Genomic DNA, 24,555 nt, shown 5'->3' on the forward strand with positions numbered 1-24,555 from the left:
ACGGCTACGCGCGGATCACGGCGAGGACGCGCTGGACGACCTCCTCGAGCGTCTCCGGGTCCACGGCTTCGGCATTGAGGCGGAGGTAGGGCTCGGTGTTCGAGGGGCGGAGGTTGAACCACCAGTTGCCGTGATCGGGCGTGAAGGTGAGGCCGTCGAGGTCGTCGACCACCACGCCGTCCTGCTCGAACTCGGCACGGGCCCGGGCGATCGAGCCCTGGAGGTCCGCCACCTTCGAGTTGACCTCGCCCGAGGAGAAGTAGGGCTCGTACTCGCGCCCGAGCTCCGAGAGCGGGCCGTCCTGCTCACCGAGGGCGGCCAGGACGTGCATGGCGGCCAGCATGCCGGTGTCGGCGTTCCAGAAGTCACGGAAGTAGTAGTGGGCCGAGTGCTCACCGCCGAACACCGCGCCCTCCTTGGCCATGACGGCCTTGATGAAGGAATGGCCCACGCGGGTGCGGACAGGGCGGCCGCCGTCGTGCCGGATCAGTTCGGGGACGGCCCGGGAGGTGATGAGGTTGTGGATGATCACGGGCTCGGACTCGCCGGCAGCCTGGGCACGTGCGATCTCCCGGCGCGCGACCATCGCGGTGATGGCACTCGGCGAGACCGGTTCGCCCTTCTCGTCGATGATGAAGCAGCGGTCCGCGTCGCCGTCGAACGCGATCCCGATGTCCGCGCCGTGCTCGACGACGGCGGCCTGCAGGTCGCGCAGGTTCTCCGGCTCCAGCGGATTGGCCGGGTGGTTGGGGAACGAGCCGTCGAGCTCGAAGTAGAGGGGGACGATCTCGAACGGCAGGGCCGGCAGGAGGCGGTCACCGAGGACGGCGGGAGTGGTCAGGCCCGCCATGCCGTTGCCGGCGTCGACCACGATCTTGAGCGGCCGGGACGAGGAGAGGTCCACCTGGGTGCGGAGGAACCGTGAATACTCCTCGAGGATGTCCCTCACGCTGGTCTCGCCCCGGACCTCGACGGCGGGGATCGTGCCCTGTGCGAGGTAGCGTTCGGCCCGTTCCTGGACGTCCTTGAGGCCGGTCTCGGACGAGACGGGGACCGCTCCGGGGCGCGTCATCTTCATGCCGTTGTACTGGGCGGGGTTGTGGCTGGCGGTGAACGTCACGCCGGCCGCGTTCAGGGTACCGCTGGCGTAATACAGCTCGTCCGTGGAGATGAGGTCGAGGAGGACGACGTTCGCACCGCGCAGGGTCGCGCCGTCCGAGAATGCCTTCGAGAATTCGGGGGACGACGGGCGCATGTCACCGCCGACGAGGATGGTTTCCCCTGCGAGTTCCAGCGAGTCCACGAAGGCTGCTCCGACCGCGCGGACCGAGTCCACCGTGATGGTCTCGCCGACGATGCCGCGGACGTCGTACGCCTTGAAGGATGCAGAAAGATCGAAGGTTGTATTCACGTTCCGAAGTGTATCGGGTGGTGTCCGGGCGCGGGCCGTCCACAGGGGCGACCCGCCCGCAGGAAGTGGGGGAGGCTGCTGGGATACTGGGGAAATGTCGCCGACCACCACACTCAACGAGCAAGCAACCGCCCTCCTGCACACCCTCGTCGGGTCACCGGACGCGCAGTTCCACGAGGGGCAGTTCGAGGCCATCGAGGCCCTCGTCGAGGGCGGGCGGCGTGCGCTCGTCGTCCAGCGGACGGGGTGGGGCAAGTCCGCCGTGTACTTCGTGGCGAGCCTGCTGCTGCGCGCTCGGGGTGCGGGTCCCACACTGATCGTCTCGCCGCTGCTGGCGCTCATGCGGGACCAGGTCGCCGCCGCGGCTCGGGCAGGCGTCCGTGCGGAAGCGATCAACTCGGCCAACCAGACCGAGTGGCAGGAGATCACCGCCAAACTGCAGGCCAACGAGGTGGATGTCCTCCTCGTCTCACCCGAGCGCCTCAACAACCCGGCCTTCCGGGAGCTGTACCTGCCCGAACTCATGCGGCGCACCGGCCTGCTCGTCATCGACGAGGCGCACTGCATCTCCGACTGGGGGCACGACTTCCGGCCGGATTACCGGCGCCTGCGCGAACTGATCCTGGGGCTCCCGCAGGGCGTTCCCGTGCTGGCGACCACGGCGACGGCGAACTCCCGCGTGGTGAAGGACGTCGAGGAACAGCTCGGCGCAGGCGGCACGGATGTCTTCACGCTGCGCGGCGAGCTGGCGCGCAAATCGCTGCGGCTCGGGGTGCTCCGCCTGCCGAGCCCGCGGTCGCGTCTCGCCTGGCTGCTGACGCACCTGTCCGACCTGCCGGGCAGCGGCATCATCTACGCCCTGACGGTCTCGGCCGCGGAGGACACCGCCCGCCTGCTGCGCGAGAACGGGCATGCCGTCCGTGCCTATACGGGCCGCACCGACCCGGCGGACCGCGAGGCCGCGGAGTCGGCCCTCAAGAACAACGAGGTGAAGGCACTCGTGGCTACGAGCGCCCTCGGCATGGGCTTCGACAAGCCCGACCTCGGCTTCGTGGTGCACCTCGGCGCCCCGTCCTCACCTGTCGCCTATTACCAGCAGGTGGGACGCGCCGGCCGCGGGACGCCGAACGCCGATGTCCTTCTGCTGCCCGGCGCGGAGGACCGCGACATCTGGGAGTACTTCGCCACCGCGTCGATGCCCTCCCAGGATGCCGCACTGCGGGTCCTCGACGCACTGGAACCCGGTGTCGTCCTGTCCACGCCGGCGCTCGAGACGCGCGTCAACCTGAAGCGCTCGCCCCTCGAACTCCTCCTCAAGGTGCTCGACGTGGACGGTGCGGTCCGCAAGGTCACCGGCGGGTGGGAGAGCACCGGCGAACCCTGGACCTATGATGCCGAGCGGTACCGCCGCATCAGCGAGGCCCGCATCGTGGAGCAGCGGGCGATGCTGGATTACGAGAACACCCCGGGCTGCAGGATGGAATTCCTGGCGAGGTCCCTCGACGATCCCGCCGCGACGCCCTGCGGTCGCTGCGACAACTGCGCGGACCCCTGGTACTCCGACGAGGTGGCGCACGAGGCGTCCGACTCCGCGAGCCAGGCGCTCAGCAGGGTGGGCGTGGAGCTGGAGCCGCGCGGCCAGTGGCCCAGCGGCATGGACAAGCTGGGTGTGCCCCTCAAGGGGAAGCTCAAGCCGGGTGAGGTCAGCCTGCCCGGCCGGGCCCTGGCCCGCCTGACGGATCTCGGCTGGGGCAACCGGCTCCGGGAGCTGATGGCGGACGCGACGCCCGACGCACCGCTGGATCCGGCGATCGTCGAGGCCGTGGTGCGGGTCCTGGCGCAATGGGGCTGGGACGAGCGGCCCGTCGCCGTGGTCAGCGTGCCGTCACGGCGGCGTCCGCAACTCGTCGGATCCCTGGCGCAGGCGCTCGCCGGGGTGGGGCGGATCCCCTATCTGGGGCAGTTGACCACGCCGCACGGCTTCCCGCAGGGCCAGCCCGGAGGCAACAGTGCGTTCCGCCTCGCCTCCGTCTGGGACCACTTCGCCGTTCCGCCGGAGGGTGCCGCCTGGTTCGCAGCGAACCCCGGACCGGTCCTGCTCGTGGACGACTTCGCCGACAGCCGGTGGACCATCACCGGGGCGGGCAGGGCACTGCGTGCTGCAGGAGCCTCGGGTGTGCTTCCGTTCGCCCTGGCGCTGAAGGCCTAGCCGGACGGCTTCCGGGGCGACGGGGCCGGTACGAGAGGGGCCGGAACGCAAAGGACCCCCTGTTTCCAGGGGGTCCGTTCGCGGAGACGGGGGGATTTGAACCCCCGGTAGGCTTTAGGCCCACACTTCATTAGCAGTGAAGCCCATTCGGCCGCTCTGGCACGTCTCCATCGGCTATCTCTAGCCTCCCAAGGTTACCCAGAAGGGGAGGGCAAGAGCAAAACGCCCCATCCCGTCGCGGCCGTGCCGCGCACGCGCCCGCAGGACCGCGCCGCAGGAACGATCCGCCGGAACGATCCGTCAGAGCGAACCGGTGAGTGCGCGCCACAGGAACTCGAAGCTCATGGCATGCATCCTCGCCGCCTGCCGGTTGTCGGACGCGCCGGCATGTCCACCCTCCAGCGCCTCATGGAACCAGACGTTCTGGACGCCCAGATCCTTCATCCTCGCCGCCATCTTGCGGGCCTGCACGGGGCCCACCCGGTCATCACTCGTCGCCGTCCAGATGAGGGTCTTGGGATACGCCACGTCGTCCCGGAGGAGGTGATAGGGCGAGAACGTCTGCACGTACTCCCATTCCTCGGGCTTGTCCGGGTCGCCGTACTCGGCGATCCAGGAGAACCCGGCAGACAGCTTCGTGTAGCGGCGCATGTCCAGCAACGGGACCCCGCACGAGATCGCGCCGAACAGGTGCGGGTACGTGGTGAGCATGTTGCCGACCAGCAGCCCTCCGTTGCTCCGGCCGGTGCAGCCCAGCAGCGCGGGCGAAGTGACACCCCGCTGCACCAGGTCGCCGGCGATGGCCGCGAAATCCTCGTAGGCGCGGTGGCGGTTGGAGTGCAGGGCGGCGGAATGCCACCGCGGTCCGTACTCTCCTCCACCCCGGATGTTCGCCAAGACGTAGACGCCGTGCCTGCCGTCCTCCGTCACGCGTTCGAGCCACCCCCGGCCGATCACACCGCTGTAGGCGGGGGTCATCGAGTGCTCGAACCCGCCGTAGCCGGACAGCAGGGTGGGGTTGCCGCCGTCGAGCTGCAGGTCCTTCGACGCGATCTGGAAATAGGGAACCCGTGTGCCGTCGCTCGACACCGCGAAGTGCTGCTCGACGCTGTACCGGTCCTCCGCGAAGTAGGACGGTGAGGACTTCACGGCGGTGGAGTCCCCGCCGATGGTGCCGCGGTACAGCGTCGACGGGGTCAGGAAGCCGGTGGCGACGAGCCAGTAGTCGTCGCCGGCGTCCTCGTCCTCGTCGCCGACCGCGTACGCATCCACCGAGTGGAGGGGCGGGCAGGCGTCCAGGACGTCGGCGGCCCAGTCCCTCGCCGGGTCGACGATGCGGATCTCGGAGGACACGTCGTGGAGCAGGTTGAGCAGGAGGTGGTTGCGTGTCCAGCTCCAGGACTGGAGCGAGGTCGAGGCCTCCGGGGCGAAGACCGTCACGAAGGAGCGGTCCCCGCCGAGGAAGGAGGCGAGGTCGATGACGAGCAGGGATCCCGCTCCGTACGTGCTGCCCCCGGTGATCCAGTCCGTGCGGGGCCGGACGATCAGCCATTGCCGGTGCAGGGAGATGCTGGCGTCCTCGGGGACCTCAATGAGGCGCCACCCGCCGTCCTGCCGCAGGTAGGTCCGGCGGGTGTAGAAGTCGATGGTGTCGACGGCGAGGTCACGCTCGAAGCCGGGCGTCGGATCGTGCACCACGAGGGCCATCATGTGGTCCCGATCCACCTCGAAGTACTGCTCGGCCGCCGCGAGGTCCCCGCCGCGCGGCAGGATCCGGACGGTCCGGGGGTAGGAGCTGGACGTCATGGAGCCCGGACCGAAATCCGTGCCCACGTACAGGGCGTCCGGGCCGGCCCAGCTGATCCGGCTCTTCGCCGTCGGGATGTCGAAGCCGTCGTCGACGAAGGCCAGCCTGCCGAGGTCGAACTCGCGGTAGCGCGTCGCGTCCCCACCGTCCGGGGAGAGGGCGACAAGGACCCGTTCGTGGGGCGCGCCCTCAGCCGGACGAAGGAAGAGGGCGCCGGCCCACACCCACTCCGTTCCCTCGGCGGCGCTCAGCGCATCCACGTCGAGCAGGAGTTCCCACGCGGGCTCCGCCGAGGCGTAGCTGTCCCACGTGGTGCGGCGCCACATGCCCTGCCTGTGCTCGGCGTCCCGCCAGAAGTTGTAGTAGAAGTCGCCGTGCTTGCCCGCCATCGGGATGCGGTCGGTGGAGTCGAGCACCTCGAGGATGCTCCGCTCGCGCTGCTCGAAGTCCGGCGTCACGAGGGCGTCCTCGGTCAGCGCGTTCTCGGCGCGTACCCACGCGAGCTGCCGGTCGCCGTAGATGTCCTCGAGCCAGAGAAAGGGGTCGTCCGTTGTCGCGGTGGTCTCCGTCGCGTGCGTCATGGGCCCATCCTATGCAGGGCGCGGGAAGCACAGCACCGCGAAGAAGTCCCTGGCCGGCCGGGGGCAGCGGCCGCGTTGGATAGTCTTGACGGGTGAAGAACCAGGAGGCAACGCAGGTCGCCATCGTCGGAGGCGGGCCCCGCGGCACCTCGGTGGTGGAGCGACTGATCGCGAGGCATCGAGCTCTCGGTGACGCTGCTCCGGACATCGTCATACACCTCATCGAGCCCCACGAGCCCGGTCCCGGGCACATCTGGAGGACCGACCAGTCGCGGCTCTTCCTGATGAACACTCCGTGCCTCTACCCCACCGTGGTGCCGGTCGGCTCCGTCGCCGGGAGTGTCGCCGCAGGACCGGTGGCGCTGTCCTTCGACGAATGGCGCGCTCGCGGCAGGGAAGGACTCGTTCCCGGCCTCGATGACTCGGACGTCGAGGAGTCCACGAGGCTCGCCTCGAGGGACTTCCCGAGCAGGGCACTGTACGGGCGGTATCTCACCTGGGTGTTCGGCGAACTGGTGCGACAGGCCGGGCCCGGGGTCAGTCTGGTGCACCACCGCAAGGAAGCCGTCGGCATGGCGCCTGCCGGTGATGACGCCGGTGACTTCAGCGGTGACTTCAGCGGCGCCGGCGGTGACCCCAGCGGTGACTCCGGCGCGGATGCGAGGAACGGCCGCGGCGCTGCAGCCGGGGCCGCGCGGCGTTGGCGGATCGTCCTCGACGACGGGTTCCAGCTCGAGGTCGACGATGTCGTCCTGGCTGTCGGCCACCTCGCCGCCACGCTCACCCCCGAGCAGGAGAAGCTGCAGGACGCTGCAGCCCGCTACGGGCTGCAGTACTGGGCGCCCGCTGTTCCGGCGGACGTCGCCTGGCACCGGCTGCCCGCCGGGAAGACGGTGCTGATCCGCGGGCTCGGGCTCAACTTCTTCGACGCGATGATCCAGCTGACGGAGGGCCGTGGGGGACGGTTCTCGCAGCGGGACGACGGCCGGCTGGACTACGAGGCATCCGGCAGGGAGCCCCGGCTCGTCGCGGCCTCGCGGCGCGGGGTGCCGTATCGGGCGAAGGCCGAGCTCGACTCCTACATCCCCCGCAGTGTCACACTGCGCTTCTGCACACCCGACCGCGCGCTCGCGTTCCGGCGATCGGGCGTCCAGCCGGGCTTCGATCACGACATCTGGCCCCTGCTGCACCGTGACGTGCTGTGGGCCTACTACTCGACGCTATGCCGTACCGAGGCACGGGTGCTGCAGTCCTGCGACGCATTGCTCGAGGAACTCGACGGGGCCCTTGCCCTGGAGGGCTCCGGGTGGGAGGCCGCAGCCGGTGCCGTCGTCGCGCGCCGGGTGCCGGAGGACCTGCGCCTGGACGTCGAAGCCCTCGCGCACCCGTTCGCCGGGCGCCGCTTCGAGGACGGCGAGGAGTTCGCCGCGGCCGTGCTCGCCTATCTCGACGCCGATGCCGCCGGTTCCGCCCGTGGCGAGGACGATCCGCTCAAGATGGCGATCGGGGCCATGAATGCCGGCCGGTCAGTCATCAAGCAGGCGGTGGCGGACGGCGGTATCTCCGCGACGTCATGGAACGCCGAACTGCGGGGATGGTTCGAACCACTCGTCGAGGGTCTCGCGAGCGGACCGCCACCGGTGCGCATCGCCCAGCTCGCGGCGCTCGTCCGCGCCGGGATCGTGCGCTTCGTCGGGCCGAACCCGAGTTTCGGCTTCGACCCGGACGAGGGACTCTTCCGCGCCACGTCTCCCTGGGTCCATGGCGATTCGTTCTCGGGGCGCTACCTCGTGGAGGCGATGATGCCCGCCAACCGGATCTCGACGAGTCTGTCCCCGCTCATGCGCAACCTCCTGGCCACGGGCACCGTCCGGCCCAGGACCTCGATGGCCGAGGACGGAGTGCCGGTGACCTCAGCAGGGCTCGACGTCTCCGCTCCTCCCTACCGCGCCGTCGACCGTAGCGGGAAGGAACAGGAATCGCTCTTCGTGATAGGTCTCCAGCTCGCATCGGTGCAGTGGGGAACGGCCATCGCGGCGGAGGCCGGAGCACCCCTGGAGGCGGGTGGCAGGACCCTGCTGGACGCCGACGCGATCGCAGGCGCCATCCTGACGCGGGCCGCAGCCGCCTGACACGCCCCTCCGGGAACCGGACGCGGCACGGTGCTCCCGGATCCGGTGCCGAAAAAGGGGACCTTCACCATGCCGGTGAAGGTCCCCTCGATTCTGCGGGCTGGAGCCCGGCGGTCTACCTAGCCCTCGAGGCAGCGGTGGTAGTTCGCCAGGTGGGCACGGTAGCTCGCCCAGCTGCCGTTGTTCGCCCCCTCGGCAGGCAGGGCCGGCTCGGAGCAGGCGGGCTTGCCCGGCTTGATGGGTTTGCCGGGCTTCTCCGGCTTGCCCGGCGTGGGCGGTTCGACCGGAGGAACCGCTTCGACCGTGACCGGAAGAGTCACCGTCGTCCCGCTGGGTGCCGCCGTCAGGACGATGCGTCCCTGCCCGCTCGCAGTGGCCGGAACGGTGAGGCTCACCGTGGCGCTCCCGCCCGTGACGGGGACGGAGCCCAGCGGCGTCGTGGTGCCATCGGCGGCCACGAAGCCGGCAGCCAGCGTGGTGTTGACCGGGCTGCCCAGTGACGTCAGGTCCAGCTTCGACACGGCGAAGGACACGGCGGCGCCTGCCTTCACCGTGGTCGGAGCGCCCTGCACCTGGACGGTGCGACGGTCGAAGGACGGCGACAGCGGGCTGTTGGCCCGGATGTAGTCGATCCAGGCGTCCCGGTCCACCAGTCCGGAGTCGCGGGTGTCGGTCCCTTCACGGAACACCGTGAAGTTGTCGCCACCCTGGGCCAGGAAACTGAAGGTTCCGATCCTGTAGTCCTTGGCGGGATCGAGGGGCGCGCCGTCGATCAGGACCGAGGTGATCCTCGAGCCCCGTGCCAGCGTCGGGTCGTAGGTGACGCTCACGTTGTCCGACAGTCCGAGTGCCAGGAAGGCCCTCGAGCTGCCGTCCGGCTGCCACTGCTGCTCGAGCATCGCCTTGAACTCCGCACCGGTCAGGGTGGTCGTCCAGAGGTTGTTGACGAACGGCAGCACCGCATTCGCCTCTGCGAAGGTCACGACGCCGTCTGGTGCGTAGTAGAGCTCATTGCGGAGCCCGCCCGGATTGACGACGCCGATCTGCGCTCCGCCACGTTCGGCGGGGGAGAGGCTGGCCCGCAGGGAGTCGGCCACGAGATTGCCCAGCGTCGACTCCGAGGTGCGGTCATCCCGCGTGGTGCCGGTGAAGGCTGTCGTGATGTCCCCGGTGACCGACCCGACGGGCCGGCTGCCGATGACCGACGCCTGCGCGATGGCCGCGTCGACGATGCTCTTGACCTCGGCGACCCTCGGGAAGGCGCCCACGAGCGCGGCGTCCGCGTCGGTGGTCCGGGCGACGTTGCGGGCCGTGTAGGACTCGACGTCTCCGGTGGTGGTGTCGACGGTCAGTGTGATCTGGCCGATGAACTCACCGTAGGAACCGGTCTGCAGGATCGGGCGAGTCTCGCCGGAGGCCCCAGGAACGGGTGCATCCCAGGCGTACTGCTTGTGCGTGTGGCCCGTGAAGATCGCGTCCACCAGCGGGGTCGTCTCCGTGACGATCCGGGCGAACGAACCGCCGGCGGCGATCTCCTGCTCGAGCGTCGCGCCCTCGACGACGCCGTCGCCGGCGCCCTCGTGGTACTCGGCGACGATGACATCGGCGAGGCCCTGATCCTCGATCTCCTCCGCGACGCGGTTGACCGCTTCCACGGGGTCGCCGAAGTCGACGTTCGCGATGCCGCCGGGACTGACGAGCGTCGCCGTCTCCTCGGTGACGACGCCGATCACTGCGACATCGACGCCGTCGACGGTGATGATCGAGTATTCATCCAGTGCGGGCTCGGTGGTGCCCTTGGTGTAGACATTCGCACCGAGATAGGGGAAGTCCGCCGTGTCGGCGACGCGTCCGGTCAGGTCCCCGAAGCCCCTGTCGAACTCGTGGTTGCCCACGGCCGACGCCCGGAGGTCCAGCGCGTCGAGGACATCGAGGGTCGGCTGATCGTCCTGGAGGGCGGAGGCGAACAGCGACGCACCGATGTTGTCACCGGCCGAGAGGAAGGCCGTCTTGTCCTCGCCGAACTCGGCGCGCAGCTTCTCGACCGTCCCCGCGAACCGGACCGTGTTGGCGTCGATCCGACCGTGGAAATCGTTGATGTTGAGCAGGTTGAGCTCCGCGGTCGTGTCGGCCGGTGCCAGGTCCATGCCGACGACCACGGGGTCGTGGTCGCTGGCGCGATACGGGTCGGCCACGTAGTAGTCGGTGACGTTGTTGTTGAAGCGGCTGTACTCGAGGGCGACCGACTCCACCGAGTTGATGTTCCACGTGTCCACGCCCGTGACGGTGGCGTCCGCCGCCGGTGACGCAAGGATGTGGTCGAGGGATCCGCTGAGGCCCGAGAAGACGTAGGAGTACTTGCCGTCCTTCTTGCCCTGGTCGACATACTCGGCGTCGTAGAGGACCTGCATGGGATCCTCCATCGTGTAGGCGTTGAAGTCGCCGGTCAGGAAGACCCTGTCGGTCTTCGCCGCCGCCTTCATGGAGTCGGCGAAGCCCACGAGGGCCTGTGCCTGGGCGACGCGCGCGGCGTTCCAGGCGCCCTGGCCGTCACCGGTATCGGTGTTGCCGCCGGAGCTCGGGCCGGAGCCCTTGGACTTGAGGTGGTTGACGATCGCGAGGAAAGTCTCCGCGTCGCTGCCGCCGACCGGCTTGAAGGCCTGTGCGAGGGGCTTGCGGGCATTCGAGAACGCCACGGTGTCGTTGAGGATGACCGACTCGCCGACGGGTTCCGCGACGGCCTTCTTGTAGATCAGTGCGGTGCGGATGAAGTCCTCGTCGGCGAGGGCGGGGACGGCCGCGGGGGAGCGGACGTAGTCCCAGGTGCCGGGGGCCTTCTCGTTCAGCGCCTCGACGAGGGTGGCGAGGGCGAAGTCGCGGTCCTTGCCGAACTTGGCGGAGTTCTCGACCTCCATGAGGGTGACGACGTCGGCGCCGAGGCCATTGATCGCGGCGACGATCTTCGCTTCCTGGCGCTCGAGGTTCTCCTTGTTCGCGGCGCCGCGGGAGTCGCAGCCGCCGTCGACGGTGATCGGGTTGCCCGCGCGGTCCGTGAAGTACTTGCACCCGGCGAGCTCCTCGCCGGTGGTGGGGAAGTAGTTCAGCACGTTGAAGGAGGCGAGCTTCAGGGAGCCGCCGACAGGCTGGGGCGCGGCCGGGCGTTCGCCGGCGAACTGCACGGGCTGAGCGTCGGGGTTCGCGCCGTCCAGTTCAGCAAGCGGCTGGAACTTCCATGCGCTGTTGCGGTAGTCGAGGATCACCGGCGAGGTGAACGCGGCGCTGTAGCCCACGCTGACCGGCTGGGACGCCGTGAGGTACGGGAGTACCTTGCCGCGGTTGGCCTGCGCGAAGAAGTTGGTCGTGGCGCCGTCGTCGAGCCGGACGCTCCGGGCCGCGTTGTCGGCGACGACCGCTGCGTTCTCCGGGGTGCCCGGACGCGCGACGTCGGTGGGCTGGAGGAGGCGCTCGGTACCGGCCGCGAGGGTGACCTCGCCGTACTGGTTGAGCGTGTAGTTGTCGGCGACCGTGTAGGCGCCGGCGGGCTGGAAGAGCATGCCCTCGACGGCTTCCCGTGCGGCGTCGGTGGCGGGCAGGGCGATGCTGGAGGCCTTGGGCTCCTCGGCTGCCTCGGTGAGCTTCATGGTGCCGCCGGCGGGGACGGTGAGCTGTGTCAGGTTGAAGAACTCCCCGGCGGTGCCGGTGACCTCCACGTAGTCACCCACGGCCACGGACGCGACCGTGTCGGGGGAGAAGACGAAGAGTGCGTCCGACGCGGTCTGGTCGGCTGCTGCCGAGCTGCCCGCCGTCTGGAGGTAGAAGCCGGCGAATCCGCCCGTGGGGTAGGCCGCGGTGACCTTGCCGCGCGTGGTGACCGTCTGGCCGGAGAGCGGCGTGGCGGTCCCGGTGCCCTGGATGTCACGGATGGGGACCACCGCGCCCGGCGTGGGAGGAGCCGTCGGAGTGGGCGTGGGCGTCGGTGTGGAGCCGGCGGCCGACGCGCTGTTCATCGGCGTCGTGTCCTGCAGCGTGAAGTCGGCACCGTTGTCGTCCGTGTCGGCGAAGCCGGTGCGGTTGGCGGACTTCGTGCTTCCGGCGCCGGGTGTCGGTGCGGCCGTGCCCTCGAACGCGTTGGCCGTGCCATAGCCCAGGGCATCGACGACGCCGGGCGTACCGACGATGCTGCCGATACGGAGGGCGCCGACGGTCGCGGCCTGATCGGACAGCACGAGGACGCCGCCCGCGGCGCCGGGGTTGAGGCCCGTCGCGAGGTCAGGGGTGGGCAGGGCGGACCCGGCCGTGCCGTTGGAGCCGCCCTGGACCAGGAAGTAGCCCTTGGCCGGGATGATGCCCCGGAGTGCGGTCGCAGCGGGTGTCGCGGTGGACCCCGGCGCACGGTACTGCAGCGACCACCCGTCGAGGCTCACCGGTGCGTCGGTCGGGTTGTAGAGCTCCACGTACTTGTTGGTGAACGGCGTCCCCGCGGAGCCACCCGACAGATAGGCCTCGTTGATGATGACGCCGGTGCCCGCGGCAGATGCCGTTGCCGGTGGTGTCTCCACGGCGTTGGCCGGCAGTGCGATCATCGGTGAGGCGATCAGCCCCACCGACAGCGCCGCACCGAGCGCTCCCTTCCATGACGAATAAACCATTCGTTCGTTCTTCTCCTTGACGAAGGCTGCCCAGCAGCCGCGAGTGAAGCCCGCCGACCCTCGATGGGTGGCGTGTTGGCAGAAGCACCCTATGTGACACAGGTGACAATTCCGTCCCCGGGAGGAGCCAACCAGAACATCGTTAACAATGGGTTACTAAAAAGCCAGAGGGCCCGGAACATCAGGAGTTATCGGTGGGGATCCGTGGACGCATCGCACTGTCGACCCGCGTCCTCGGGCATTCCGTCCACTGGAGTGTCCTCCGCATCATGCGTTCCCGACGCAGCACGGGTCTCCCGGTCGGTGTCCGCTTCCTGCCGAAAAGGAAGGAGGCCCCGCCATGCGGGGCCTCCTGATGAGCGGAAGGTAAGGGATTCGAACCCTTGAGACGGGGTGACCGCCCACTGGTTTTCAAGACCAGCTCCTTCGGCCGCTCGGACAACCTTCCCGCCGCTAGTGTTTCACGAAGGGCGGTGACGCCCAAATACCGAGGGACTGGAGGATCGCATGCGCGCAGTGGTGATCGAGGGGGCAGGTGGGCCGGAGGTCCTCTCCGTGCAGGAGGTCGACGATCCGGTGCCGGGCGCGGGCGAGGTACTCATCGACGTCGTCGCGGCCGGGCTGAACCGGGCCGATGTGCAGCAGCGGCGCGGCTATTACCCGCCGCCCGCGGGTGCGTCCGCTGTGCCCGGTCTCGAGGTGTCCGGCACCATCGCGGACGCGGGCAACTCACAGTTCGCCGAAGGGGACGCCGTCGTCGCCCTGCTCGCAGGTGGAGGGTACGCGGAGAAGGTGGCGGTGCCGGCCGGGCAGGTGGTCCGGGCACCGGAGGGCGTGGGCCTCGTCGAGGCCGCCGCGCTTCCCGAGACCGCCGCGACCGTGTGGTCGAACCTCGTCCTGCAGGCCGGCCTCGCGCCGGGCGACGACGTCCTGATCCACGGGGCGTCCGGTGGCATCGGCGTGATGGCCATCCAGGTGAGCCTCGCACTGGGAGCGGTGCCGCATGTGACCGCCGGTTCCGCCGCGAAGCTCGATGTCGCCCGTTCCCTCGGCGTACGGACCCTCGTCAACTACCGGGAGCAGGACTTCGTCCAGGAGCTGATGGCGGCGACCGACGGCCGGGGTGCCGACGTCATCCTCGACGTCGTGGGCGCGAAATACCTGGCACGCAACATCCAGGCCCTCGCCACCGGCGGACGGCTCGTCGTCATCGGACTGCAGGGCGGAGCGACGGCCGAGCTCGACCTCGGAGCGCTCATGGGCAGGCGGGCGAGCATCGCGGGAACCACCCTCCGGGCACGACCCGTCGCCGAAAAGGCAGCCATCATGGCAGCGGTGCGCGAGAGCGTCTGGCCGCTCGTGGCGACCGGTGCCGTCCGGCCGTTCGTGGACCGGACCTTCCCCCTGGCGCAGGTGGCCGAGGCCCACACCTACTTCGATGCCGGGGAGCACACCGGCAAGATCCTGCTGCTCATGCCCTAGGAGCACCGCGCACGGCCACTGCGGGCGATGTGCCCGGAGACTCCTGCCCGTGGGACGAAACGACCCGGTCAGCGGATGCCTCGCCGATTAAACTGGGGAGAGCACTCCTGGCCCTTCCGGGCCGGCACAACCAAGGTGGTACCGATGCTGCTGTCCGTCCTGCAGGCCCACGCCGACGTCCTGAACGTCAAGGCGAATCTCCGGACCATCGACGAGGCCGCCGGGCGCGCCTCGCAGGCAGGGGCGGACATCCTCCTGACACCGGAGCTCTTTCCGGTCGGGTACGCACCCCGGCGGCTCGCCGCCGAGCTGGATCCTGCGGTGCTGCCGGAGGTTCGGCAGCGCCTCGCCGGGATCGCGCGGCGGCACGGCATCGGCCTGGTGTACAGCCTTCCCGCCACACCCGAGCAGCCCGAAGGCAGCTCCGACGGCAGCTCCAACGGCAATGGGTGGCAGATCACGGCCACCCTCCTGGACGCCGCCGGGGTCCAGGTCCTCCACTACGGGAAGGTCCACCTCTTCGGCGCGGAGGAGCGTGCAGCGTTCGTCCCCGCCCAGGATCCTCCCGGCGTCGTCGAGTTCAAGGGAGTCCGGACGTCCCTGCTGATCTGCTACGACGTCGAGTTCCCCGAGGCAGTGCGGGCCGCGGCCACGCGGGGCGCGGAGCTGCTGCTGGTGCCGACCGCCCTGTCCGCCGGGTTCGAGTCCGTGCCGCAGGTAATCATCCGGTCCCGGGCCCTGGAGAGCCAGCTCGTCGTGGCGTACGCGAACCACAGCGGCCGCGAGGACGTGTACGACTTCGAGGGCGGAAGCGTCATCGCCGGGCCGGATGGCTCCCTCCTGGCCGCGGCCGGACACGCCCCCACCCTCCTGTTCGCCGAGATCGCACCGGACGCTGTGCGCGCCGCGCGCGACGGCGTCCCCTACCTCAGGGAGCGCCGCCCCGAGGTGTACAGGACCTGGGAGAACAGCGCCTGAGCACACGGGGCCTTCCGCGGAAGGCCCCGTGTCGTTCCTCGTCGGGATGCCCCTATTGCCCGGGCGGCGGAGCGGGCCTAGTCCGTCTCCGGGCCGGAGCAGTACTCGCAGCGGGGCGTGCAGGGCGCATCCGCCGGCGGGGTGCCGTCGTCGGCGGGCGCCGGGGGGTTCGCTGCGGGAGCGGGGAGGACGGACGACAGCATGGGGGAGCCTTTCGTTCGGGGGGTGTTGCCGGCACGCTGATGACGAGGTCAGTCGAGGCTGATCGGCCCGATCGCGTCGAGCAGGTCCCCGGGACCGGGATTGCCCGGTGCGGACGACCCGCCCAGGTGGTTCACCACGCCCCACACCGCGTTCAGGCCCGTCGTCACGGCGCCTTCCGCCCAGCCGGCGGTGAAGGAGATGTCGTCACCGGCCAGGAAGATGCCGCGCTGGCCCTCCGGGAGGGCGTCCTGCTTGAAGTGCGTGAACAATCGCTGCTGGTACCGGTAGTGGCCCGGCAGGTTCGCCTTGAAGGCGCCCATGAAGTTCGGATCCGCCTCCCATGAGACGGTGATGGGCTGTCCCACGATATGGCCGGCGATGTCCACGCCCGGGTAGATCTGCTCCAGCGAGTGCAGCATGAGTTCCACGCGCTCGTCCGCGTCCAGGGCCAGCCACTTCAGGGCGTCATCGTTCCAGGTGTAGGACAGCAGGATGACGGCCGGCTTGTCCGGTCCGTTGTCCAGCAGGTAGGTGGCGCGGTTCAGCCGGTCGGTGAGGGTCATGGACAGGACTTCCTGGCCCGTCTCCGGGTCGATGTCCTTCCAGAAGGGCCGGTCCACCATCACGAAGGTCTTCGACGACTGCATATAGTGCGACCGTTCCATCGCGGTCCAGAGGTCGGCAGGGAACAGCGCTTCCTGGGTGTGGATCCGGGTGGACAGCAGCCAGGACTGGCACGTGGTCACGACGGCCGGGTAGCTGGCCTCGCGACCCCACCGTTCGCGGACGCGCAGGTCGCCGTCGGGGTCCCGGCTGATCCTGCCCACGGCGCCGTGGGGTGAACCCGAGTGCAGGGACGCGAGGGAGGTCCCCTCCGGCCAGTGCCTCATCCCCGACGGCGCGTGGTGCCACAGGGCCTCCGGCAGGCGCTGCGCTCCTCCGCGGATGAGGCGGTGCTGGTCGTCCGCGTCCGTGTACACCACCCGGAGGATCTCCAGGATGGAGTTGGGGAAGTCCGTGTCCCAGCCTCCGGTGCCGAAGCCCACCTGCCCGAAGGCCTCCCGATGGGCGAAGCCTGCCTCCTTGAAGGCCTTGCTCGCGGCGATGAAGCCGTAGAAGGTCTGCTCGTCCATTCGCGGCAGCAGGTCGTTCCAGAGTTCCTTGATCCGGACCGTGTCCCGCGAGCGGATGGCATCCTGCATCTCGGTGAACCTGGCGCCGTCGTTGATCGCTGCCTTCCAGGCGTCGGCCACCTCCTGGAAGAAGGGGGGAAGGTCCTCCGGTGTGGTGGCGTAGTGCTTCTTGCCGGCCAGTTCGATCACGGTGCTGGAGGAGGCCGACGAGAGCGGGTTGGGGAAGTCCTCGGTCTCCACTCCCAGCAGGTCCACGTAGTGGTAGAAGGCCCTGCCGGATACGGGGAAGCGCATGCCTCCCAGGTCCGCCACGACGCCGGGCGCCGCGGGGAAGGCCGCTGTCCGGAGGCGTCCACCGATCTGGTCCGCCTCGTAGACCACCGGCCGCAGCCCCAGCTTCATCAGCTCGTAGGCCGTGACGAGGCCGGAGAGGCCGGCGCCGATGACCGCGACCTCGGTACCGAGCAGTTCCTCCGGGACCGACCCCAGGCCGTCGGGATGGGCGAGGTAGTGGTCGTAGCTGAACGGGAAGTCCGGGTTCAGCATGGTGATCGGGGAGGCCGCCTTGCGGGCGGCGGCGAGATCGTCGGCCGGGAGTTCGGTGGCGGTGGTCACGGGTGCGTCTCCTGCAGGGTCGAGGGCTTGGCGGTCAGTGTGCGGTAGTCCAGTTCGCTGAGGGCCGCGACCTTGGAGTTCCGGCGTCCGTAGCCGACGTAGATGCCGATGCCCACGAGCATCCACACACCGAAGACGAGCCACGTGGCGGCGCCGAGGTTGGCCATCAGGTAGGCGCACATCAGCGTTCCCAGGATGGGTGTGACGGGGTAGAACGGGACGCGGAAGCTGCGCGGGAGGTCCGGCCGGTTGCGGCGCAGGTAGACTACCGCGACGTTGACCAGCGCGAAGGCGAAGAGGGTGCCGATGCTGGTGGCGTCGGCAAGCTCTCCGAGCGGGACCAGTCCCGCGGTCACGGCGACGACGGTGCCGACGATGAGCGTTCCGGCGACGGGTGTCCCCGTCCGGCGTGAGACACGCCCGAAGACGGGCGGAACGAGTCCGTCGCGGGACATCGACAGGAGGATGCGTGTCTGGCCGTACAGGACGGTCAGCACGATGCTCGCGATCGCGAGCACGGCACCGGCGGAGAAGACGAGGGCGATCCATGGCCGGCCCGTGAGCTCCTGCAGGATCTGCACCAGCGCCGCTTCCGTTCCATCGAACCAGCCCCATGGGCGGGCCCCGATGGCGGCGACGGCGACGAGGACGTACACGCTGGTCACGATGAGCATGGACAGCAGGATGGCGCGGGGGAGATCGCGCTTGGGGTTCCGGGCTTCCTCACCGGCGGTGGAGGCGGCATCGAAGCCGATGTAGGAGAAGAAGACGCGGGAGGCCGCGGCCGAGACGCCGGCCGCACCCATGGGCAGGAGCGGCTCGAAATTGCCGGCGTCGAAGGCGGTGAAGGCCACTGCGCAGAAGAACAGCAGGATGCACACCTTGATGACGACGATGGCCGTGTTGATCCGGGCGCTCTCACGCGCGCCCCGGACCAGCAGGACCATGGAGAGCAGCACGATCGCCATCGCGGGGATGTTCACGACGCCGCCGTCGCCCGGGGGCTGGGACAGTGCAGCAGGCAGGACTTGGCCGAACCCGGCCAGCGTCTCGTTGACGTACTGGCCTGCGCCGACCGCTACGGCGGCGACGGACACCGCGTACTCGAGCACCAGGCACCAGCCACAGATCCAGGCCATCCCTTCACCCATGGTCGCGTAGGAGTACGAGTAGCTGGAGCCGGCGACGGGAACCAGCCCGGCCATCTCGGCGTAGGAGGCGGCGGAGAACAGCGCGGCCAGACCGGCGAGGACGAAGGAGATCCAGATCGCCGGACCTGCCAGCGGGACCGACTCGCCCAGGATCACGAGGATGCCCGTGCCCAGCGTGGCACCAACGCTGATCATGGTCAGCTGGAGAACCCCGAAGCTGCGCACGAGGGGCGCACCTCCGCCGTCGCTTCCGGCTTCGCCGACCATCTGGTCGATAGGTTTACGCCGGAGCAGCTGGGCGCCCAGGCCCGGCCGGCCCTCGCCCGGGATGGTTGTCTTCTCAGCGTTCATAGGCAGAGTCACCTGTGGACGTCCCTTCACAGTAGTTTCTTTCCGGGAACCACCATGGCATGTGAGCCGAGTCTCACCCTGGTGCGAAATGACCTAGAGTGGTCGTTCATGGGACGTATTACACCGGACGAGCAGGTTCCCGCCCCGGCCCGCCCGGGTGTCGTCACGCTCGAGCAGTTCGTCGAGCAGCTGCGGCCCGAGTTGAGGCTGCTCCACGACGGCGGCAGCGGTTCCGAGCTGCTCCGGTGGGTCGAGCCGAGCGAACTCGAGGATCCGACGCCGTACCTTCCCGAGGGCGAGTTCCTGCTGACCTGCGGGTTGCCGTTCCTGGGGGACGGCGGCTCGGAAGCCGGCGTGGATGCCTATGTCCGGCGCCTGGTGGACGCCGGCGTGCCGGCCCTCGGCTTCGGGATCCAGCCCTACTTCGATGCGGTTCCGGACGTGCTCGTGAGCGCCTGCCGACGCCGGAACCTGACCTTGTTCGAAGTCCCCTCGACACTGCCGTTCGCGGCCATCGGACTCGAGTTCTCGCAGCTGCTCGAATCCGAGAACGCCCGGGCGTTCCGCCAGCTGGCGGACACCAACCGGCAGCTCATGCGGGCGGTGCTCTCCCCGAGGCCGGAACATGAACTCCTGGGTGCGCTGGTGCAGAAGGTGCCCGTGTGGGCCCTCCTGGTAGGGACGGACGGGCGGATCCGTGCCCGCGGGAACAACCCGGAGATCGACCCCGTACTGCTGGCGCCTCTGGTGGAGCGGCTGTTCTCGGGTAGCGGACCCCGTGTGGAGATGGACGGCTTCGAGCAGCCGGGTTCCGCGCTGGTGTACGGACACCCGTTACGGAGCACCAAGGATGCCAACCTCGGTGCCCTGATCCTCGGCTGTGACGCACCCCTGACCGCCGCCCAGAACAGCGTGGTCCAGGCGGCGATCGGCCTGCTGGAGCTCCTGGTGCGGCAGAGGACCAGCGGCTCCCTGGCTCCGAGCCAGCTGGCAACGGCCGTCCTGCTGCATCCCGACAGCCTCACGAACGGTGACACCCGGCAGCTGAACGTGCTCAGGGACCTGCTCGCCCAGAGCCTCTCCTCGACACGATCCGCGCCGATGCGGGTGGTACAGGGCATCAGGGCCGATCCCGCCGATGGCCTTCCGGGTGACGGGCCTATCCGGGAGCTGCTGCAATGGCGGCGGCTGTTCGACACCAAGCTGGTGGAGATCACGGACTACGGTTTCGCCGCGATCACGCGGCTCAGGGTCGACTCCTCCCTCCTGGCCGATATCGAGAGGATGGGCTGGCGCCTCGTCGTCGGCGAGGGGACGGAGCTCTCCGGCCTGGCTGCCGCCTACCAGCGGGTCAGCTCCCTGCGCGCGCGTGTACAGTCCAGCGGGAGGAGTGTCCGGGCGGACGACGTGACGTGGTCGGTGGCAGGGCTTCTGGGCCGTGAGGCAGGCACCGCCCTGGCAGAGCGCCTCCTGCACCCGGTCCTCTCCCTGGAGCCGCACCGCCGCGACCCCCTGCTCACGGTCCTGAACGGCTGGCTCCACGAGAACGGCAGCTGGGACGGCGCGGCGAAGCGGCTGCAACTGCACCGCAACAGCGTACGGCGGCAGATCGGCGTGCTGGCCGAACTGCTCGGCATGGACCTCGGGAGCGCGCCGGTCCGGGCCGAACTGCTGATCGCCCTCCAGTATCTGGACGAGGTGAACCCCGCGCCGGCGGCGGGCTAGGCGCCGCGTGCGGAAAGCTGCACGGCACGCTGCCGGAGATGTAGGGCCAGCACGAGCGCGATGCCGACTCCGGCCCCGATGAGGGTCTCGACGGCACGATCCGCGAGGAGCACCGCCGGATCGCTCGGGTGCGCCAGTTCCGTGCTGACCAGGGCGAGTGGCGTGACGAACGCCTGCGCGAGGGCGTACTGCCGCAGGATGAACATCTCGGCCGCGAACTGGGCGACGGCGATCACGAGGACGAACTGCCACGCAGCCAGCCCCGGCAGGAGGATCAGCGCCGTCAGGACGAGCCCGGCAACCGTGCCGAGGATCCGCTGCAGCCCCCGGTTGGTGCGTGCCCGTGCCGTCTGTCCCACGAGGGGCACGGTCGCCGCGACCATCGCCCAGTAGGTGTGGCCGATCCCGAGCGCCGTGGCCGCGCTGCCGGCGAGCAGGGCCGCGACGACGTACAGGGCCGACTCCCGGGCCAGTCCGGCCAGGTGCCGCAGCGTGGGCCGGTCCGCCGCCGGGCGCTGCCAGCCCGTGCGGTGACGCGGCCAGAGTGCGCCCGCCTGCCCCAGGAGCACGGCGAACACGACGGTGGCGACCGCCGTGCCGAGTCCCTGCAGCAGCGGGAGCTGCTGGGGGACGGAGGCGATCGCCGCGAAAGCGAAGATATGGAACAGGGAGCCTCCCGGCCGGAGGCGGAACAGTCCCGCCGCGAAGGTCCCGAGCCCGGCGACCGCGCTGGTGAGCAGGACGAGTCCCCAGGGCCCGACGTCGCCGCGCGAGGCCAGTGCGGCCGCCAGGATCACGGCGAGCATGAGCCCGCCGCCACGGATCTGGGTGGCGAGGCGCTGGCGGTGCGGTTCATTCCGCCCGTAGATGCCGGCGAAGGCCCCGAACGTGGCGAAGACGGCAAGATCGAGGCGTCCGATCAGCAGCACCACGAGCAAGGGGACGCCCACTCCGATCGCGCAGCGCAGTGCCGGGTGGTGGTCGTCGGCGGAGGGGGTGATGCTCACCAGGTCGCGGAGGAGGTGCACGGACTGCGGGCTTTCGGTCGGAGGAATCGACGGCGCCGCTGGCATCGGATGGCACGATGCCATCGATCAACCCTACTCCCGTCCGGGCCCGGCCGGCAGGCGCGGAAGCATCATCAGCATGCTTTCGATTCGGCCGTGGCTGTGCAAAGGTTGCAGGACAGTCAACCGGAAGGAGCAGCACAGTGAGCACGCATCACGGCCACGACGGGGACGAGGGCGGACTGGCGCAGGCAGCCGACAGCTTCGCCGAGAACCTCGGCGACCAGGTGCCGGACGGCATCGACAACGGACCGACCGACGACGCGGACGAGCCCGCCGACAGCCGCACCAGGACGCACGCGAGCATCAGCGAGGGCATGAACGCCAACGACGACGAGCCGCCCGCCGTGCTCGGCGACGACGACGGCCCCCGCAGGTCGTCCTGACCGACCGGGTCGGGGAGCGCCGGCCCACCTGCCGCAGGGGCGGGTGCGTTCGGCGCATTCCGTCGCCCGGCAGGCTTGCCATGTGACGCGGCGCTCACTACGTTGCTACCTTCGTGTGCATCACACTCTCGCACCCGAGGAGCATCATGAGTAAGAAGCAGAACGGAGCCCACCGGCACGCCGACGTGCTGGTGACGGATCCGGACCTGCCCGCGGTCGCCGTCGACCCGCAGCAGGCTGAAGCAGAAGACCGCCGGTGGACCCCGGCGAAGATCGCGCTGTGGGTAGGCGTCGCACTCCTGGGCGGTATCGCCTGGACCATCCTGGCCATCGTCCGGGGCGAGACGGTGAACGCCATCTGGTTCGTCTTCGCCGCCGTCTGCACCTACCTCATCGCCTACCGGTTCTACTCCAAGTTCATCGAGCGGAACCTCCTGAAGCCCGACGACCGGCGGGCGACCCCCGCCGAGTACAAGGCCGACGGCAAGGACTACGCCGCGACGGACCGCCGCGTCCTGTTCGGCCACCACTTCGCCGCCATCGCCGGCGCGGGTCCGCTCGTGGGCCCCGTCCTCGCCGCGCAGATGGGCTACCTGCCCGGGACCCTCTGGATCATCATCGGCGTCATCTTCGCCGGGGCCGTCCAGGACTACCTCGTGATGTTCTTCTCCATGCGCCGGGGCGGACGCTCGCTCGGCCAGATGGCGCGCGAGGAGCTCGGCGTCATCGGCGGGACCGCGGCGCTGATCGCGACCCTCACGATCATGATCATCATCGTCGCGATCCTCGCCCTCGTCGTCGTGAACGCCCTCGGTGAGAGCCCGTGGGGCGTCTTCTCCGTCTCCATGACCATCCCGATCGCGCTGTTCATGGGCGTGTACCTGCGCTACCTGCGCCCCGGCAGGGTCACCGAAGTCTCCCTCATCGGCTTCGTCCTCCTCCTGCTCGCCATCATCGGCGGCGGCTGGATCGCGGAGACCGGCTGGGGCGCCGAGCTGTTCACGCTGGACCGCGTCACGATCGCCTGGGGCATCATCATCTACGGCTTCATCGCCGCCGTCCTGCCCGTCTGGCTCCTGCTCGCTCCGCGTGACTACCTGTCCACGTTCATGAAGATCGGCACGATCGTCATGCTCGCCGTGGCCATCGTCATCACCCGTCCCGAGATCAGCGTCCCGGCCGTCAGCGAGTACGCCAGTACGGGCACGGGACCGGTCGTCGCGGGGCCGCTGTTCCCGTTCCTCTTCGTCACGATCGCCTGCGGTGCCCTCTCGGGCTTCCACGCCCTGATCTCCTCCGGCACCACCCCGAAGATGATCGAGAAGGAGCGCCAGACGCGCTTCATCGGCTACGGCGGCATGCTCATGGAGTCCTTCGTCGCGATCATGGCGCTCGTCGCCGCCCTGTCGATCGACCGGGGCATCTACTTCGCCATGAACTCGTCCGCCGCGGCGACCGGCGGCACCGTCGAGGGTGCCGTGGCATTCGTCAACGGCCTCGGCCTCACCGGGGTCAGCCTCACGCCCGACGTCCTCTCGACGCTCGCCTCCAACGTGGGCGAGGAATCGATCGTCTCCCGGACCGGCGGAGCCCCGACCCTCGCGGTCGGCATCGCCCAGATCATGCACGGCGTCTTCGGCGGTAGCGGCATGATGGCCTTCTGGTACCACTTCGCCATCATGTTCGAGGCGCTGTTCATCCTCACGGCGGTCGACGCCGGAACCCGCGTCGCCCGCTTCATGCTGCAGGACAGCATCGGCAACTTCGTGCCCCGCTTCCGTGACACCTCGTGGCGGGCCGGAGCATGGATCTGCACGGCCATCATGGTCGCCGGCTGGGGAGCGATCCTCATCATGGGCGTGACCGACCCGCTCGGCGGCATCAACACGCTGTTCCCGCTGTTCGGCATCGCCAACCAGCTGCTCGCGGCCATCGCGCTCGCGGTCTGCATGGCCATCTGCGCCAAGCGCGGACTCTTCCGGGTCCTCTGGATCCCGGCACTCCCGCTGGCCTTCGCCGCGGCGGTGACCATCACGGCGTCGTTCCTGAAGATCTTCTCGCCGGTCCCTGCCATCGGCTACTGGGCGCAGAATGCGGCCTTCCGCAATGCCCTCGCGGCGGGCGAGGAGAGCTTCGGCACCGCGAAGACCGTGGCCGCCATGGAGGCCGTGGTCCGCAACACCTCCATCCAGGGCACGCTGTCGATCATCTTCGTGGTGCTCTCGATCATCGTGATCGTGACGGCGATCCTCGCGACCATCAAGGCCTACCGCAACGGTGGCGGCACGGAGACCGAGGACTCCCCGGTGGCGTCCCGCATCTTCGCGCCGGCCGGCCTGGTGGCGACTCCGGCCGAGAAGGAGCTGGAGTCCCAGTGGGCCGACCTCGCACCGGGCAGGCGCCCGGCACGGACAGGACACTGATGAGCGTGCCGCAGGTCCTGCACCGGGCCCGGGACACCGCGCGAGAGCTGGCCTGGCTGTTCAAGGGGGTCATGGGGGAGAACGCCTACCAGGCGTACCTCGACCACCACGAGCGCACCCATCCGGGCGGGCCGCCCATGACCGAGCGTGAGTTCTGGCGGGACAAGACCGACCGCCAGGACGCCAATCCCGAGGGCCGCTGCTGCTAGGCGGCCCGGCACGAAGCCCGGCGCATCCGCAAGGAGCGCCGG

15 protein-coding genes and 2 tRNA genes are annotated in these 24,555 nt (G+C 69.5%); 8 read left to right on the top strand and 9 right to left on the bottom strand.

Annotated features, from left to right (window positions below; all coding sequences use genetic code 11):
• Positions 1–4: 4 nt before the first annotated feature.
• Positions 5–1,411: a phosphomannomutase/phosphoglucomutase gene (locus ACX80I_RS15150; RefSeq protein ID WP_459345935.1), complete on the bottom strand. Its 1,407-nt coding sequence runs from the start codon at positions 1,409–1,411 to the stop codon at positions 5–7.
• A 94-nt stretch (positions 1,412–1,505) separates the two neighbouring features.
• On the opposite strand from ACX80I_RS15150, the gene ACX80I_RS15155 reads away from it, so the two are divergent.
• The gene (locus ACX80I_RS15155; protein ID WP_459345936.1) at positions 1,506–3,620 is read left to right on the top strand and encodes a RecQ family ATP-dependent DNA helicase; all 2,115 of its coding nucleotides are present in this window, start codon (positions 1,506–1,508) and stop codon (positions 3,618–3,620) included.
• A gap of 81 nt (positions 3,621–3,701) precedes the next feature.
• Here the strand turns inward: ACX80I_RS15155 and ACX80I_RS15160 are convergent.
• Together ACX80I_RS15160 and ACX80I_RS15165 are read right to left on the bottom strand one after the other, a co-directional pair.
• Positions 3,702–3,789 (bottom strand) — tRNA-Ser (locus ACX80I_RS15160).
• A 131-nt stretch (positions 3,790–3,920) separates the two neighbouring features.
• A complete protein-coding gene (locus ACX80I_RS15165) occupies positions 3,921–6,008 on the bottom strand; it encodes a prolyl oligopeptidase family serine peptidase (protein WP_459345937.1) in 2,088 nt (695 codons plus the stop codon).
• 92 nt (positions 6,009–6,100) lie between these two features.
• On the opposite strand from ACX80I_RS15165, the gene ACX80I_RS15170 reads away from it, so the two are divergent.
• Positions 6,101–8,140 carry an FAD/NAD(P)-binding protein gene (locus ACX80I_RS15170; RefSeq protein WP_459345938.1) on the top strand — a complete coding sequence of 680 codons (2,040 nt, stop codon included), beginning with the start codon at positions 6,101–6,103 and terminating at the stop codon, positions 8,138–8,140.
• 119 nt (positions 8,141–8,259) lie between these two features.
• On the opposite strand, the gene ACX80I_RS15175 is transcribed toward ACX80I_RS15170, so the two are convergent.
• Positions 8,260–12,789: an ExeM/NucH family extracellular endonuclease gene (locus ACX80I_RS15175; RefSeq protein WP_459345939.1), complete on the bottom strand. Its 4,530-nt coding sequence runs from the start codon at positions 12,787–12,789 to the stop codon at positions 8,260–8,262.
• 360 nt (positions 12,790–13,149) lie between these two features.
• Positions 13,150–13,237: transfer RNA gene (locus ACX80I_RS15180), tRNA-Ser, on the bottom strand.
• 59 nt (positions 13,238–13,296) lie between these two features.
• Between ACX80I_RS15180 and ACX80I_RS15185 the strand changes: the two genes are divergently transcribed.
• Both ACX80I_RS15185 and ACX80I_RS15190 read left to right on the top strand, forming a co-directional pair.
• A complete protein-coding gene (locus tag ACX80I_RS15185) occupies positions 13,297–14,271 on the top strand; it encodes an NAD(P)H-quinone oxidoreductase (RefSeq protein WP_459345940.1) in 975 nt (324 codons plus the stop codon).
• A 144-nt stretch (positions 14,272–14,415) separates the two neighbouring features.
• A complete protein-coding gene (locus tag ACX80I_RS15190) occupies positions 14,416–15,249 on the top strand; it encodes a carbon-nitrogen hydrolase family protein (RefSeq protein WP_459345941.1) in 834 nt (277 codons plus the stop codon).
• Positions 15,250–15,326: 77 nt separating this feature from the next.
• Here the strand turns inward: ACX80I_RS15190 and ACX80I_RS15195 are convergent, their stop codons facing one another.
• From ACX80I_RS15195 to ACX80I_RS15205, 3 genes are read right to left on the bottom strand one after another with little or no spacing between them, the layout of a single operon-like run.
• Positions 15,327–15,452: a hypothetical protein gene (locus ACX80I_RS15195; protein WP_459345942.1), complete on the bottom strand. Its 126-nt coding sequence runs from the start codon at positions 15,450–15,452 to the stop codon at positions 15,327–15,329.
• Between the two features lie 48 nt (positions 15,453–15,500).
• Complete coding sequence (locus tag ACX80I_RS15200; protein WP_459345943.1) at positions 15,501–17,201, bottom strand: flavin monoamine oxidase family protein; 1,701 nt, start codon at positions 17,199–17,201, stop codon at positions 15,501–15,503.
• A complete protein-coding gene (locus tag ACX80I_RS15205) occupies positions 17,198–18,703 on the bottom strand; it encodes an amino acid permease (RefSeq protein WP_459345944.1) in 1,506 nt (501 codons plus the stop codon). Before ACX80I_RS15205 ends, ACX80I_RS15200 begins: the two co-directional genes overlap by 4 nt.
• 108 nt (positions 18,704–18,811) lie before the next feature.
• Between ACX80I_RS15205 and ACX80I_RS15210 the strand changes: the two genes are divergently transcribed.
• Complete coding sequence (locus tag ACX80I_RS15210) at positions 18,812–20,428, top strand: PucR family transcriptional regulator (RefSeq protein ID WP_459345945.1); 1,617 nt, start codon at positions 18,812–18,814, stop codon at positions 20,426–20,428.
• On the opposite strand, the gene ACX80I_RS15215 is transcribed toward ACX80I_RS15210, so the two are convergent.
• Positions 20,425–21,456: an FUSC family protein gene (locus ACX80I_RS15215; RefSeq protein WP_459345946.1), complete on the bottom strand. Its 1,032-nt coding sequence runs from the start codon at positions 21,454–21,456 to the stop codon at positions 20,425–20,427. The genes ACX80I_RS15210 and ACX80I_RS15215 overlap by 4 nt on opposite strands.
• Before the next feature lie 182 nt (positions 21,457–21,638).
• On the opposite strand from ACX80I_RS15215, the gene ACX80I_RS15220 reads away from it, so the two are divergent.
• From ACX80I_RS15220 to ACX80I_RS15230, 3 genes are all read left to right on the top strand, one after another.
• Positions 21,639–21,881 (top strand): hypothetical protein, encoded by a 243-nt coding sequence (locus tag ACX80I_RS15220; RefSeq protein WP_297363870.1) that lies wholly within the window; start codon positions 21,639–21,641, stop codon positions 21,879–21,881.
• A gap of 146 nt (positions 21,882–22,027) precedes the next feature.
• Entirely contained in the window at positions 22,028–24,304 is a 2,277-nt protein-coding gene (locus ACX80I_RS15225) for a carbon starvation CstA family protein (protein ID WP_459345947.1), read from the top strand.
• Positions 24,304–24,513 carry a YbdD/YjiX family protein gene (locus ACX80I_RS15230; protein WP_459345948.1) on the top strand — a complete coding sequence of 70 codons (210 nt, stop codon included), beginning with the start codon at positions 24,304–24,306 and terminating at the stop codon, positions 24,511–24,513. Before ACX80I_RS15225 ends, ACX80I_RS15230 begins: the two co-directional genes overlap by 1 nt.
• The last annotated feature ends 42 nt before the right edge of the window (positions 24,514–24,555 follow it).

The sequence above is a fragment of the Arthrobacter rhamnosi genome (assembly GCF_054510855.1).

What these genes read in the sequence shown, in the direction of transcription:
- ACX80I_RS15155 (WP_459345936.1), top strand. Translation starts at nt 1,506, where the DNA reads ATGTCGCCGACCACCACACTCAACGAGCAAGCAACCGCCCTCCTGCAC.
- ACX80I_RS15165 (WP_459345937.1), bottom strand. Translation starts at nt 6,008, where the DNA reads ATGACGCACGCGACGGAGACCACCGCGACAACGGACGACCCCTTTCTC.
- ACX80I_RS15175 (WP_459345939.1), bottom strand. Translation starts at nt 12,789, where the DNA reads ATGGTTTATTCGTCATGGAAGGGAGCGCTCGGTGCGGCGCTGTCGGTG.
- ACX80I_RS15185 (WP_459345940.1), top strand. Translation starts at nt 13,297, where the DNA reads ATGCGCGCAGTGGTGATCGAGGGGGCAGGTGGGCCGGAGGTCCTCTCC.
- ACX80I_RS15190 (WP_459345941.1), top strand. Translation starts at nt 14,416, where the DNA reads ATGCTGCTGTCCGTCCTGCAGGCCCACGCCGACGTCCTGAACGTCAAG.
- ACX80I_RS15195 (WP_459345942.1), bottom strand. Translation starts at nt 15,452, where the DNA reads ATGCTGTCGTCCGTCCTCCCCGCTCCCGCAGCGAACCCCCCGGCGCCC.
- ACX80I_RS15205 (WP_459345944.1), bottom strand. Translation starts at nt 18,703, where the DNA reads ATGAACGCTGAGAAGACAACCATCCCGGGCGAGGGCCGGCCGGGCCTG.
- ACX80I_RS15210 (WP_459345945.1), top strand. Translation starts at nt 18,812, where the DNA reads ATGGGACGTATTACACCGGACGAGCAGGTTCCCGCCCCGGCCCGCCCG.
- ACX80I_RS15225 (WP_459345947.1), top strand. Translation starts at nt 22,028, where the DNA reads ATGAGTAAGAAGCAGAACGGAGCCCACCGGCACGCCGACGTGCTGGTG.
- ACX80I_RS15230 (WP_459345948.1), top strand. Translation starts at nt 24,304, where the DNA reads ATGAGCGTGCCGCAGGTCCTGCACCGGGCCCGGGACACCGCGCGAGAG.